The sequence below is a fragment of the Microcoleus sp. AT8-B5 genome, assembly GCF_036705565.1.
GTDB lineage: Bacteria > Cyanobacteriota > Cyanobacteriia > Cyanobacteriales > Microcoleaceae > Microcoleus.
This window is the reverse complement of the sequence record NZ_JAUBUY010000008.1, coordinates 48676-62678: the sequence shown is the minus strand read 5'-3', so window position 1 is coordinate 62678 and position 14003 is coordinate 48676. Positions and strand designations below refer to the sequence as shown.

Sequence of the window (14003 nt, the reverse complement as noted above, 5' to 3'; positions counted from 1 at the left end):
CTGGCTACCCAATATGTAACAGTTATCAATTTTCCGACTCACAGTCAACAGTCAGCGTAGAATCGTATTTCTTACCATCATCGTAACCATGTTTTTGAACCATACAATTACAGCTTTAAGTTCTGGTATGGCATCCCTAGTTGCTCCCATACCTTTGTTAGCAACAGTCGAAGCCGAAAATTCGCCGATCGTTCTGAGCGGAGTTTTGCTCAGTTTGGTAGTGATTTATCTCGCCAGTAAATTAGGCGCGGAAGCGGCTAAAAAGTTCGATTTGCCACCGGTTTTGGGTGAACTTGTAGCAGGGGTAATTGTTGGCGTATCTGCTTTACACCTGGTCATTTTTCCCGAAGCAGGGCTGTCAGCCTCAGACTCAGGGATTATGACAGTTGTGCAATCGATTAATCATCTGTCTCCTGCCGCCCTCACCAGTGTGTTTGAATCGCAGAGTGAAGTCATTTCAGTGCTGGCTGAAATAGGCGTGATTATTCTGCTGTTTGAAATTGGCTTAGAGTCGGATATCAGACAACTCAAAGAAGTGGGGGTTCAAGCCGTCGTTGTCGCCTGTGCCGGCGTGGCAGTTCCCTTTGCCGCTGGTACTGCGGGCTTGATGATAATTTTCCACACGGCGGCGATTCCGGCGATTTTTGCGGGGGCTGCTTTGACGGCAACCAGCATCGGAATTACCTCCAAAGTTTTGTCGGAATTAGGACAACTCAAATCTAAAGAAGGTCAAATCATTGTTGGTGCAGCGGTGATTGATGATGTGCTAGGAATTATTGTCCTGGCTGTTGTCGCCAGTTTAGCCAAAACCGGTGAAATTGATGTTGTTAATGTCATCTATTTGATTGTCAGTGCAACTGCGTTTCTGTTGGGTTCTATTCTGTTGGGCGGCATCTTCAACAAAAGCTTCACTGCGGTGGTGGAGAAACTCAAAACTCGCGGCAATATAGTCATCCCGGCATTTGTCTTTGCTTTCTTCATGGCTTTTCTGGGCAACGCAATTCATCTCGAAGCGATTTTGGGTGCGTTTGCGGCTGGTTTGGTGTTGGATGAAAGCGATGCCCGCAACGAGTTGGATGAACTGGTGAAGCCGATCGCGGATTTGCTGGTTCCCATCTTTTTTGTAACCGTGGGAGCTCGCGCGGATTTGGGGGTTTTGAACCCAACAGTGCCGGATAATCGGGCTGGCCTTTTGATTGCCGTATTTTTGATTGTGGTTGCGATTTTGGGCAAGCTGATTACTGGTTGGGTGGTGTTTGGTCTGCCGGGAATCAATCGATTGGCGATCGGAGTGGGGATGATTCCTCGGGGCGAAGTCGGGTTAGTTTTTGCTGGCATCGGTTCCGCGAGTGGGATTTTGGATAAACCGTTAGAAGTCTCGATTATTATCATGGTGATTCTGACGACATTTTTAGCGCCGCCTTTTCTGCGGGTTGCCTTTGGCGATACAGTAGAGCCTCCTGCTAGTGGCGAACTTTCTAGCGAGAAAATCGTTTGATTACCGGGTGATATTAAGTCGGTTTTGAGGTGGTTGGGGGCGATCTGCTGGTATTGAATCACTTGGCGGCGATCGTCTCCCTTGCTACTCATTCGCCTCCTGGTTCAAACGGGGTGACAACCACTTCAGAGAATGCGATCGCAGTTATTTACCCACGAATGCTACAGCACCGCTTTGTAACACAGGAATTTCAATGCGGAACTCTGCTCCTTGATGGGGTTGAGAGAAACACTGGAGTAAGCCACCATGCTTATCAACTACAATTTGATAGCTGATGGATAGTCCTAATCCAGTTCCTTTACCAATTGGTTGGGTGGTAAAAAAGGGATTGAACACCTGTTGTCTAACAGTTTCCGTCATCCCTGGCCCATTGTCTTGAACTTGAATCACCACGTTTTTAGAACAATTGGGCCCAGTTTCCTTTGTGACTAGCTTCGTCCGAATAGTGATGCGACTGGGATTTGTTTGGATGTCTTTTCGAGAACGCTGATTGTCGTAGTTTTCTAAAGCATCGATCGCATTTGCCAGAAGATTCATAAAGACCTGGTTCAACTGTCCGGCATAGCACTCTACCAGAGGTAAGTCGCCGTAATCTTTAACAATTTCAATAGCAGGATGATCCGGTTTCGCCTTCAGTCGATTTTGCAAAATCATCAATGTGCTGTCAATTCCCTCGTGGATATCAACTGGCTTCATTTCTGCCTCATCCAGCCGCGAGAAGTTTCGTAGCGACAGGACAATTTCACGAATGCGATCGGCTCCTACCTTCATTGAAGTCAGGATTTTGGGTAAATCTTCACTAATGAAGTCCAGCTCGAACTCTTCAATTTTTTCCTGAATTTCGGTATTAGTTGGATAGGTTTGCTGGTAAAGCTGAATCAACTTTAGTAAATTTTGCGTATAGTCCGCAGTATGGCTCAGGTTGCCATAGATAAAGTTGACTGGATTATTAATTTCGTGAGCAACACCAGCAACAAGTTGCCCCAAACCAGACATTTTCTCTGCCTGAATAAGCTGTGCCTGAGTTTGCTGTAAGGTTTTGAGTGCAACCTCAGCTTCCTCTTTTGCTTGCCTTAACGCAGCTTCGGCTTGCTTGCGCTCAGTAACATCCAGTGCCAAGGATGCAACTCCAAGAATCTCTCCACCATCCCCTACTAAAGGCGTATTGAACCATTCGCAAATAATGGTTTTGCCGTCTTTCGTAAGATTTTCGTTGACGCTGTAGCGTCCTCCGGTCTCAATCAACAGCTCGTTCATAACTCGATCGACAGTCTTTCTGGTCGGCGCAGGCACAATTAATTCTGGGGGATGGTGTCCGATCGCCTCTTTCGCCGTGTAACCAAAAATCTTCTCGGCCGCTGGATTCCAGGCAGTGATTTTTAAGTTTAAATCCCATTCCACAACTGCCAGTGAAGTTTGGCAGAATAAAAAAGATAGCCGCTGCTCCGACGCTTTGAGTTCTTCTTCTGCCTGTTTCCGTTGAGTAATGTCAATCCCTGTTTTGATGATGTACTCAATTTCACCTCGATCATCGACTAAAGCAGTATCTGACCAGGCAATAAGTCTAAGTTGTTGATCTTTACTCACCCAACTGCCTTCATACTGCAGCGGAAAATTACCAGCTTTTAAAGACTCAAAAGTAGTTTTGGCTTGTCTAGCTAAGTCTGAGTTCGGGAACAAGTCCCAAAAGTAGCGCCCCTTCACTTCACTAAACGAGTAATGAGTCATTTGTTCGCAAGCTCGGTTAAAGCGAACGATTTGTCCCTGCGGGTCGAGCACAACTACCAGGGCACCTGCAATTTCAAGAATGGCTGAAACAAAATTGCGTTCCACTTCAACTGCTGTAATCAGTTCCTCTAACTGAGTTGCCATATTGTTAAAGGCGATCGCCAATGTCCCCAATTCGTTTTGGCTGTCGATGTTGACCCGCGTCTCTAATTCCCCCGCACTGAGTTCAGTAGCTGCCGTGGTTAAGCGCTGTAGCGGCACCACAATTTGCCGAATAAATAGATACCCAATGCCAACAGCGACGATCGTCACCAGCGTCAATGAGCCTCCCATAATTGAGAGCATTTGGTAAACGGGAGCATAGGCCTCAGCCGTTGGCAGTTCTACAACCACCGTCCAATTCACGCTCCGAACTAAGGTACTGGCTCCCAATACTTCTACCTGCTTTAGACCCAGATAAACATTAAGGTGCTTAGTATCTTCCGATGCTTTCAAAAATTGAAAAAAGGGACGCTTAGAAATATCTTGAAGCTGAAACGTTTCTGGCTTACTACCCTTTTGAGCAATGAGAAAATTACGCTCATCAACTACATAGACATAACCCGTCTTGCCAACCTCCGTTTGGGAAACAATAAACCAGAGAAAGTTGAGATTTATCTCTGCTAATAGCACCCCATCCACCTCATCTCGATCATTCCGAATCGGAACCGCCATAATTGTTGTTAGTTGGTTGGTTTGAGGATTAATTTCTACAGGACTGACATAATCTTCCTGCTGTTTGAAGGCACGAATAAACAGTGGCGAATTGGCTGGATTTTCTAATTGAAGCGGTTTATAGGGTGAAACTGACGCAACAAATTGTCCCTTCCTATTCAAAATGGCAACGGCTTCATAAGCATCATTATGACGAATCAACCCTTCCAACAGGCTCTGCTGCACTTGAGATTGAAAGTTGGTGAGTCCTTTGACCCTAGCTAAATAGCTCAGTTTTCGTTTCAAGTCATCTAGATAATTATCAATCTGCCCTCCTGCTGTCTGGCTACGCGCTTGTTGGAGCGATCGCGATTGCTGGATCTGGGCCTGAAAGCTGAGGTAGATCAGCAAGCCACCTGTGGGCAGTAAGCTCAGGAGAACCAAAAATATCAAACCATAGCGGAGCTGATGTGCAATAGAAAAGAAGCGTTGCCAGAGATGTGAAGGGGAGCTTTTGGCAATCGGCAGAGCGCGATCGTTGCGTTGATTTTGCATCGGACTTAAGGATCAATATTGGTAAATCAATTAATGCGCGCACTAAGGAGACACATCAATTTGGCCAGTCGTCACAGCTTCTCGGATGGTCTTGAAAGTGTCCTCTTCCTGAGACGTGAGACTACCACGGAAAGGGGCAAAGTCGTAGATCTTTTCCTTGAGCCCAAACTTGTAAAGTTTTCCTTCCCAGCGACCTTGCTGGGTTAACACTGCCACATTTAGCACCAGATTGGGAATGTCCTGCAGAACGCTAGTGAGGACTTTGCCGGGAGCCACTTCATACTGATCCTTTGTCCTACCAATCACAAAGACTCCTGGCTTTTGCGAAACGGCTATTAGGGCGGCTAACCCTGCCTCACCCGCGTTGAAAGTCAAAACATCTACTCCAGAGGCAACCATATCCGTGGCAATTTTGGTGGCTTTTTCCGTATCAACCCAAGAATCGAGAAAAGCAGTCGAGGCTTGAACAGAGGGATTCGTGGCTTTCACTCCCCGCCTAAACAATGCTTCTTCTTCTTGGTAAACGGGATAAGGTTCACCCACAATATAGCCAACTTTATTGCTTTTGGTCTTCATCGCAGCCAAAGCGCCTGTGAGGTATCCCACCTCACCCGATCGAAAAGCAACAGCCCCTAAATTTCTGTTATTCCCTGGATGCGTTGTAATCAGGGCAAATTTCGTGCGTGGAAATTCTTTAGCGAGCTTTTCGGCAGTTGTGGAATAGGCACCACTGGCGGCAATTATCAGGTCATAGCCGGACTGGGCATATTTGCGAATGATAGGTTCACTATTTTCACCGTCAATACTGTCAGTAATGTCTACCTCAGCATTAAATTTATTTTTGATTAGATTCAATCCTTCAAAGCAAGCTTGATCCCAACTTTGGTTGTCTTTGGCGCCTGTGGTGAGCATGGCCACTCTAAAGCTGCTAGAGGTGCTGGCTTCAGGGGCAGAGTCTAGGTTCGGAGTCGATCGACTGCAACTGATCGCAAAAACCAGAGCTAGAGCCGCCAGAGTCATGTGTTTCAAGAGAGATTGAATCAGCATAATAGCTTTTCGCAGCAAGGTTACTTTTTCTACGCCGATAAATTTGTTGAAGGCTATCTCAACCATCTTCAAAACTCTTACTGTAGCTGGGATTTAATGACTCTGACAGATTCAGCGTAAGCTGTCCCGCCTTTAAATTGTATATTCAGGGCGGGCAGGACGCTAGGGCCCCTACTCCCCACAAGACTTTATTTTTTTTTGACATACAATTTAAATGCTGCAACAGTTTAACACTCATTTAAGCTCAAAAACAAGTAAGGACACGGCACTGCCGTGTCCTTACAACTCTAACCTGCAATTAACCGAATTTGTTTGCTCTTACTTAACAAACAGCATTTCTTGATAAGTAGGCAGAGGCCACAAATCATCAGCCACTTCACCTTCCAGGGCATCCGCATACTGGCGAACCTCATCCATCAAAGGACGAATTGTTTGCGAAGCATATTGCATATGGTCTTCTGTCGAAGCAAAATCGTGCTTGCTCAAAGCCGCGCTCAATTTGCTCGTAGTATCCATCATGGACTTAACTAGCACCGCTACTTTTTCGGCACTTTCCTTTTCCATTTCAATTCCAATCTCTTTCAATTTAGAAATCGTGCCGGAAAGTTCAGCTAAATACCTCAAAGCTGCGGGGTAAACAATGGTTTTTGCGATGCTGATTACCAGTTTTGCTTCGACTTCAATTGCCAGCAAATACTGCTCAGCATAAACATCGTAACGGCTTTCCAATTCAACGGGAGTCAGAACACCTGTCTTTTCAAACAAGTCTTCAATGTATCCTTCCTTCAACACGGGTAAAGCATCTGCCGTAGTCCGCAAGTTAGCTAAACCCCGTTCCTCAACGGCCATTTTGTGCCATTCTTCGGAATAGCCGTCGCCACCAAATACAACCGCACCGTGCTCGTCCATCACTTCTTTGAGAATGGTTTGGATGGCAGCATTCAGTTCAGTTCCCTTAGCCAAATCGCTTTCTAATTTGTTAGCAATCCAGTCCAAAGAATCTGCAAGAATTGTATTCATCGCCACCAGTGGCCCGGAAACAGACTGACCGGAACCTACTGCCCGGAATTCAAACCGGTTTCCAGTAAAAGCAAAGGGCGAAGTCCGGTTTCTGTCTCCAGCATCCTTCATGAAAGTAGGCAATGTTTCTACACCTAAGTTCATAATTCCCCGACCTTTAGAGTCCTTAACTTCTCCCCGGCTAATTTGCCCGAAGATATCTTCTAATTGCGAACCCAAATAGACAGAGATAATTGCTGGTGGAGCCTCATTTGCACCCAATCGGTGGTCGTTGCTGGCAGTAGCAACTACCGCGCGCAATAGCGGCCCGTATTTGTGAACTCCGCGAATCACAGCGCCGCAGAACACTAAAAATTGTATGTTCGAGTGCGGTGTATCGCCTGGGTCTAATAAGTTGCCTTGGGTGGCATTCCCTACCGACCAGTTGACGTGTTTGCCGGAACCGTTAATGCCGGCGAAAGGCTTCTCGTGCAGCAAACACATAAAACCGTGTTTCTTCGCAGTGTTGCGGAGAATTGTCATGGTTAATTGTTGGTGGTCGCTGGCGACGTTTGCAGCTTCAAAAACTGGTGCAATTTCAAACTGACCGGGAGCTACTTCGTTGTGGCGGGTTTTGGCAGGAATTCCCAGCCGGTACATTCTTTCTTCTACTTCCTGCATGAAGACTTGAACGCGCTCTGGAATCGCTCCAAAATAGTGGTCGTCAAATTGCTGACCTTTGGCAGGAGGTTTGCCAAACAGGGTGCGACCTGCTAGCAGTAAATCGGGGCGGTTGTTGGTGAAATTGGCATCTACCAGGAAGTATTCTTGTTCGGAACCGCAACTGGAATTTACCGGAGCAACTTCGGTATTGCCTAATAGCTTTAACACTCGAGTTGCTGCTTTGTTCATGGCGGCAATGGAACGCAAAAGCGGCGTTTTCTTGTCTAAGGCTTCACCTGTCCAGGAGATGAAAACAGTAGGAATGCACAATGTCATGCCGTTGTCTGTTTCCATGACATAAGCAGGGCTGGTGACATCCCAGGCTGTATATCCGCGAGCGGCGGCGGTGGAACGGATGCCGCCGTTGGGGAATGAGGAGCCATCGGGTTCGCCTTGTACGAGAACTTTGCCTGCAAATTCTGAGATGACGGAACCGTCGCCTTGCACTGAGATGAAACCGTCGTGCTTTTCGGCGGTGCCGTTGGTTAGCGGGTAGAATACGTGGGCGTAGTAGAGGGCGCCTTTGGAAATAGCCCAATCTTTCATTGCTACTGCAACTACATCAGCTACGGAAGCATCGAGTTTTTGGCCGGTTTGAACGGTGTTTTTTACTGATTTGAAAATGCTTTTGGGCAGACTTTCTTGCATCTTGCTCAGAGTAAAAACGTCTGTTGCCCACATATCTTCTAGCCGCTTGGGAGGCCGACTAGGCATCAGTTTGCGGTTGACGATTTGAGAAATTGCTTGAACGCGCGATTCGTTTCCACTCATGGTTATTTTTATTGGTATTGCGGGACGAGTAGTTGAGAAAAAATAGATGTTAGCAAAAGTCTAACGATTGACGAATATGTTGTTGGATTTACCTAAGATTTTGCACCATTCTCAATAACGGGCAAGATGCCCGTTCCACAAGAGATCAATTTTCTCGCTTCACAGGCCGTCCAGCCTGTTCATAAAAGGCTAATTGAGAATGGTGCAACATATGAGATTTACCCAACATTTTTTGTCAAAGCTAACTTTTGCGAGAATGCCTTTTTTGGCAGGCTCTACAAGATTGGATGAGCGAGGCGCAATCACTTCGCCGTCCACCGGGCGTGAGAATCCAGTGTGAGATGCGGTTGGATTTCGGTTATTAGCAAGAAGATAGATGGCAAGAGCCTGTACAAACTTGAGTCAACATTATAGATGTCTGCACTGCACAAATTTAGTAATTAATCTTTACCCTGGTCAGCTCAAAAATTTTGTGCGAATCAATTCCGATGAATTCAGGTCAAAACTACTTATGGTTTTTAACGGTTCGACGATCGATAAATCGCAGTCCAGCAAACAACGCACTCGTTTAGGAGTTTTGGAGAATTATGGAGAGTACACAATCTACACTTGGAGAGTTTAAACAATCATTAACCAAATAAATGTATTGTAGGCTACAGAATTTTAGGTTTTTTTCAGAAAGGTCGATCGCACCAAGCGCACACAACCGCAGGATTTCAGTTTAACAGGACGCGGGGCGCTCAAACTAAGGGCGATCGTACTCGCATAGGGCATAGGGCATAGGGCATAGGGCATAGGACATAGGGCATAGGGCATAGGGCATAGGGCATAGGGCATAGGGCATACCTCACTTTCTTAAGAACTGCTATATGATAAATAAAGTCTGGCAACTCTTCTAAAAGTTGGTGCGACAATTTGCCGTAGAAATCTTTACGAGATTTGGGAACTTATTAAACTGTTATAGCCGCAGTTTATTGAGCATAAATGAGTAAGTTGATAGTTTTTATTTAACTCGTTGGTAATCAGAAGACTTCAGAGTATGAGCCAAAAAGCGTTCTGTGTAGTACAAAGCTAATTGATTGCTCGGGCCATTAAAAACTGCATCAAAAGCGTGTTCAGCCCAAGGAATTTCGAGCAAAATAGCCGGTGAAGCGAAGCTATCCCGTAGGGAATCGCCCGTGGCTCGCAATCGTTGGTAGAGCGATCGACCAAACTTGGGCTGAACGATATGGTCGCGACCTGCATAAACCAGTAGAGAAGGGGGAAGATTCGGTTTAATATAATTGATGGGAGAAGCCCGACGGTAAAGCTCGTTGAGTTCGTCTGGCGTTCCTCCCAGAAAGGCACGCAAGACGGCTCGAACATTTATGGCATCAGGAAAAGGTGGGTCATTGTATCCCCGGATCAGGTCATTTGGCCCGTAATAGTTGACCACGGCTCGAACTGGAAGCACACTAGAATTATAAGCAGTTAGCATTGCTAAATGGGCACCTGCAGACCTTCCCATCAGAGCAATGCGATCGAGATCGATGTCCCAATCAGCAGCATGAGTTTTGATATAGGAAAGAGCGGCTTGTACGTCCTCAAGCTGAGCAGGAAATCGATACTTGGGAGCGTGGCGGTAAGCAATTGCAACCACACAATAGCCTTGGGCGGCCATATAACGGCTGAATTCCTCATTGGAATCGGGATTGCCTCTTTGCCAAGCTCCCCCGTAGAGTGTGATAATCGCCGGATATTTGCCAATTTGCATCGGCCGGTAAAGGTTTAATTGTAGTGAAACTCCGTCAGGTTTGGCAAATCCAATAGCCCGATCGATCCTAACCTCTCTGATGGGAATTCCTCGGAAGGCATCTGCGAGGATAAACGGTTGAGGGCGTAGCTGCGCGCGATGGGCTTGAGGAAGGGCTGCTAAATAGTTTTCCCCTAAAACTGCTTGCATTTGGGTAGCTATCGCTGTATTGGCTGCTGGGAACTGCATCAGGGGAAGCAGGCCCAGGATGAGGGCGAACAGGTTACAAATGAGTAAAATAATGTAGACTTTGCCTTGATGCCGTCTGAGCAGGTTCAGCAGAAGGGCGATCGTATTGATACCAACCAACCAAGGACTGATTTCTGGTGCTCCCACCGCCAAAGGGTACAGGAACATCGTGGGTGCTGGTACGATGATCCAGAGACTGAGAAATAGGGCGATCGTACTCAGGAACCAAGAAATAAATGGCGTGACTAAGAATGCTGCTAATAAGGGTAACTTTTTGCGGTTATTCTTGTGGATCATCGGATTTTTGCAGCCTAACTTTTAATCAGTTTAAATTAATCTGGCGGTTTTTATTGGTAATATCATGTCCGGTCGAGCGACCGCGATTTTTGTAGGGGCGGGTTCACCAACAATACCGGCCAATAATTGACCATCTCAAAAACCCGCCCCGACCGGGATATTAGAGTTAATTGATCGGACATGATATAAGTCGATCGCCTCTGGCATTACCAAACCAGCAGCTTCATTGACTCCGACATCCTGCGGCGAGCGAAAATGCTTTGCATCGTTCTATTTTCTTCTTTGGGGTTGTTCGCTGTTTCTGGGAATGTTAAGCTGAGGTTGTCCCGCTAAACTAGCTTTATGGGCTGTTATATCATGTCCGATCGATTGACCATAATATCCCGGCCGGGCGGGTTTTTGAGATTGTCAATTATTAGCAGATATTGTTGGTGAACCCGCCCCTACCTGATTTCGGGCGAAGCGAAGCGGAGGGAATCGACCGGACATGATATTACTCATCAAAAGTTTGGCTATTATTCCAATTTTGGTATTTAGACAGGACTTAGGCACGGGTGTCGAGAAACCGGTTTTTTTTACGAGTCTACTTCTTCGTGGCGCTAGGCGATTCCCAATAAAAAAACCCGGTTTCTTTACTGACTCGTTAAGCCTCGAAGTTTATCTCGAAAATAACAGAAGCTTGGTGACAAATTCTTATCTACGTCCATGTGGGGAGGAATATTGTTAGCCCAGTTTGTCTTCTCTAAACCAATTGCTTGCCCACCTTGTTGAGATAAGTTTTGTACACCACCGGAAAACACCGCCTCAGCTAACTTCTCCCATGTACCACAGATACTATCATTGGTGTAAGAATTTAGGACTGCTTCTTTTGCTCTCGGATAAGCTGCCTTAACTGCTGCTAAATCGCCTAGATACCATGCTTCTCCTTCTTCAATTGCTATGCAAAATTGCGTCTTTGGCGGAGGATTACACTTATCTACAATATCTAGTAGTTCTTTGCGAAACGTACTGAGGCATCGGTTATCTAGATCGCAAATTACAATGAGGACAAAAGAGTAATCAGGACAGTCAGATAATGTTTTACCCCATCCTTGAACAATTTTCGGAAGTAGGTCGAGCAAAATTCGTTTTTTTGCATCAGAAGTAGAGTTTATATCTTTAGGAACCTTATGCCCAAGTCCTTTGTAAGAACTGATCTTAAATGTGTGTTCGGTGCTAATAATCTTTGGGATAAGAATTTCAAGAGCCGTTTTTCCAGAAATATCCTCGACAAGTATCTCAAAGTGCATTTATTCACCTTTTATCTAGATAATCGCTGTACCAAAGTCCGCCAAGGGGCAATCCTTCAGAAACAAGGTTATTAATGAGAGGGTCTTGGCTAGCTCGTCTGATTGTAGAAAAACCATCCTCGCCCTTTTCAAGTACCCAAACCTCTTCAGGGTTAAGAGCATCTACAAAATAGGGTTGATGTGTTGTAACAAATACTTGCGATCTTTTTCGAGCTGTAGCGTGTTCTCGAAATTCTCGGACTAGAGTTTCTAAAAGCTTATGGTAAAGTCCGTTTTCGGGTTCTTCTATGCACAAAAATGGCGGTGGTGAGGGGTCTTCTAAAAGAAGGAGATAGGCAAATACCTTCAGTGTTCCGTCTGACATTTGTTGAGCATAAAATGGTTCTTGAAAACCTCGATCGTTGAACTGCAGCAGAAGTCTACCGTCTGGACTTTTAGCGGTGCTAATCTTTGCCACGCCTGGAATCTTACTAGATATTTTTTGCAGAATTGATTGGAATTTCTTAGGATGCTCTCTCTCCATAAATTGAACCACATTTCCTAGATTATCTCCATGAATATTCAAATGTTTTTGTGGCCCAGCCAGAGGTAAGCTACGGGCAGCGTCTGGTGTGAAATAGCTGAGATACCATCCTTCGATAAATCTACGAAATGCGGAAATTCTTGGGTGTTGTTTGAGCGCTCCCAAAGTAGCAATTCCCAGTTTTCGCTTGTCGTCAAGTTCAACTATTTCCTTTTCTTTACTTTCTTCTGATCTCTCACCTATTTGGATTTCTTCTATTAAATTGTTTACATCAAATTCTCCTCGATCTTCATCAACTAGCTGACCTCCTTCTTCACCTTTCCATGCTAAGCCCTTACCTTCATTCAGAATCAAAAAAGAATAAGGTTGTCCTTTTTTTTCGTTTTTTCTCCGTTGTCTAAGTCTTTCTTTTTTTACATACGGTCTTTCAGAAGAGTCAAGGTCTATTGCCAAATCATAGGTGATTGGTCGAGCGTTACGATCCTCTTTATAGTAAATCTGAAACTCAACACTTCCCTTTTGTCCTTGGGATCGAATTCTCTCAAAACCTCCCCGCCCACGGGCATCACAGGCTTCTTCGACTCCCCCTTTTAAGCAGTCTGCAAGAAAGCCAAAAGTGTCAAAAAGCGTGCTCTTCCCAACACCATTTTTACCGATAACGGCTGTCATTGGCGTTAGTTCCTCGGCATTTTGCGTATTCCACAGCTTGCCCATAGTAATATCACGCAGCGAGCGGTAATTTATTACCCTAAATCCTTCTATTTTTGCCACTTAAGTTCCTCTGCTTCATTAGGAATGTTATAAGTTACTCTAACCATATAACAATTCAGTAACTCTAACATTATACTTGATTTTACTTAAGCCGATCGCCCATAATGCTCGGTCTTAACCCACTCGGATCGCAGTAGTTGTTATGGATAATCTCCTAGCACATAAGTTGGCGGTGATTGAACCGTTGATGCAAGCGGCTGGTTAAGCGTGTCCTGAATTTATCACCCTCCCAGGATCGATCGAATAAACATTACTTAATTTTTGCTTTTGCGGCCCTAGATTCCACTGTGAATCCTGGAATATCTTGCAGTTCAGTTTCGCTCAAACTGTACTGTTCGCAAACCAAACTCAAACGAGTGCCGGTACTTTTAACGGCGTTGACAGAGTGAGTCAAATCTCCTTGAAAATAGATTAGCGAGTTGGCTTGTGGCTTAATCTGGCCGACTTGCTGTTTGTTGCGCCGCAGTATCAATTCTCCTCCTTGCAAGTTCGGCGGTACTTGCACGTATAAAACGCTGACGGCTGCGGGAGGTTCAACTGTTTTGCAGTACGATCGCAAAGATCGATCGATATGCGGATCGACGCGGGAACCTTCACCCAGCAACAAAGGGTTGAGGTAAAAAGCATTGCATTCAGGCAGTAATGCTTGGTCTAGATAGGGTTTGAACAAAGGGAACCGCCGTTCTACTTCGGCGATTTCCGAACGTTGAAACACTACGGAAAACCCTTTTGTGCCAATGAAATCGCGATTGAGGTTGTTGATTGCTAGATAAGGGGAGGCTAGAATTGCTCCTCGCAAGTCGTTGAGGTAGTCGATCGAGAAAGCGTTAGGATGTTGACTATAGTATTTCAAGGCACTCAAAAATCATCAAAGTTCAAGGAAACAGCAGATAGAAATGTAGCAATCGCTCAGACTTGGGATTGCTTCGTTTCTCGCAATGAGATAATAATGTTTATTTGTGTCCGCGTACTTAAGTCAAAGGTTTTTCTTAACTGCGGGCGATCGCCCGGAAGTCTCGCAACCGACTAGCAACGGCAGAATATCAGTATACAGGCGATCGTTGTGGTGATTCGATTATATTTGCAGTTTAATTATACATGATGCTGCTGGGAAGCCGATCGCCCATT

The 14003-nt window shown here is 45.5% G+C and carries 9 protein-coding genes; 1 reads left to right on the top strand and 8 read right to left on the bottom strand.

The window, feature by feature from the left end; all coding sequences use genetic code 11:
* The first annotated feature begins 88 nt into the window (after positions 1-88).
* The gene (locus QUB39_RS07845) at positions 89-1498 is read left to right on the top strand and encodes a cation:proton antiporter (RefSeq protein WP_333208054.1); all 1410 of its coding nucleotides are present in this window, start codon (positions 89-91) and stop codon (positions 1496-1498) included.
* Positions 1499-1642: 144 nt separating this feature from the next.
* On the opposite strand, the gene QUB39_RS07840 is transcribed toward QUB39_RS07845, so the two are convergent.
* The 8 genes from QUB39_RS07840 to QUB39_RS07805 form a co-directional block, all read right to left on the bottom strand.
* On the bottom strand, positions 1643-4474 hold the full coding sequence (locus QUB39_RS07840) for a PAS domain S-box protein (RefSeq protein WP_333055550.1): 2832 nt from the start codon (positions 4472-4474) through the stop codon (positions 1643-1645).
* Positions 4475-4516: 42 nt separating this feature from the next.
* Positions 4517-5587 (bottom strand): BMP family protein, encoded by a 1071-nt coding sequence (locus QUB39_RS07835; RefSeq protein ID WP_333055551.1) that lies wholly within the window; start codon positions 5585-5587, stop codon positions 4517-4519.
* A 252-nt stretch (positions 5588-5839) separates the two neighbouring features.
* The gene (locus QUB39_RS07830) at positions 5840-8014 is read right to left on the bottom strand and encodes a glutamine synthetase III (RefSeq protein ID WP_333231102.1); all 2175 of its coding nucleotides are present in this window, start codon (positions 8012-8014) and stop codon (positions 5840-5842) included.
* Between the two features lie 663 nt (positions 8015-8677).
* Entirely contained in the window at positions 8678-8851 is a 174-nt protein-coding gene (locus tag QUB39_RS07825; protein ID WP_333208051.1) for a hypothetical protein, read from the bottom strand.
* A gap of 166 nt (positions 8852-9017) precedes the next feature.
* Positions 9018-10292, bottom strand: coding sequence for an alpha/beta hydrolase (locus QUB39_RS07820; protein WP_333208050.1), 1275 nt, complete (start codon positions 10290-10292; stop codon positions 9018-9020).
* A gap of 632 nt (positions 10293-10924) precedes the next feature.
* A complete protein-coding gene (locus tag QUB39_RS07815) occupies positions 10925-11581 on the bottom strand; it encodes a DUF4276 family protein (protein ID WP_333055554.1) in 657 nt (218 codons plus the stop codon).
* A 4-nt stretch (positions 11582-11585) separates the two neighbouring features.
* Positions 11586-12875 carry an AAA family ATPase gene (locus QUB39_RS07810; protein ID WP_333055555.1) on the bottom strand — a complete coding sequence of 430 codons (1290 nt, stop codon included), beginning with the start codon at positions 12873-12875 and terminating at the stop codon, positions 11586-11588.
* Positions 12876-13125: 250 nt separating this feature from the next.
* Positions 13126-13728, bottom strand: coding sequence for a 2OG-Fe(II) oxygenase (locus tag QUB39_RS07805; protein ID WP_333208048.1), 603 nt, complete (start codon positions 13726-13728; stop codon positions 13126-13128).
* Positions 13729-14003 lie beyond the last annotated feature (275 nt).

What these genes read in the sequence shown, in the direction of transcription:
- QUB39_RS07845 (WP_333208054.1), top strand. Translation starts at nt 89, where the DNA reads ATGTTTTTGAACCATACAATTACAGCTTTAAGTTCTGGTATGGCATCC.
- QUB39_RS07840 (WP_333055550.1), bottom strand. Translation starts at nt 4,474, where the DNA reads ATGCAAAATCAACGCAACGATCGCGCTCTGCCGATTGCCAAAAGCTCC.
- QUB39_RS07835 (WP_333055551.1), bottom strand. Translation starts at nt 5,587, where the DNA reads ATGGTTGAGATAGCCTTCAACAAATTTATCGGCGTAGAAAAAGTAACC.
- QUB39_RS07830 (WP_333231102.1), bottom strand. Translation starts at nt 8,014, where the DNA reads ATGAGTGGAAACGAATCGCGCGTTCAAGCAATTTCTCAAATCGTCAAC.
- QUB39_RS07825 (WP_333208051.1), bottom strand. Translation starts at nt 8,851, where the DNA reads ATGCCCTATGCCCTATGCCCTATGCCCTATGCCCTATGTCCTATGCCC.
- QUB39_RS07820 (WP_333208050.1), bottom strand. Translation starts at nt 10,292, where the DNA reads ATGATCCACAAGAATAACCGCAAAAAGTTACCCTTATTAGCAGCATTC.
- QUB39_RS07815 (WP_333055554.1), bottom strand. Translation starts at nt 11,581, where the DNA reads ATGCACTTTGAGATACTTGTCGAGGATATTTCTGGAAAAACGGCTCTT.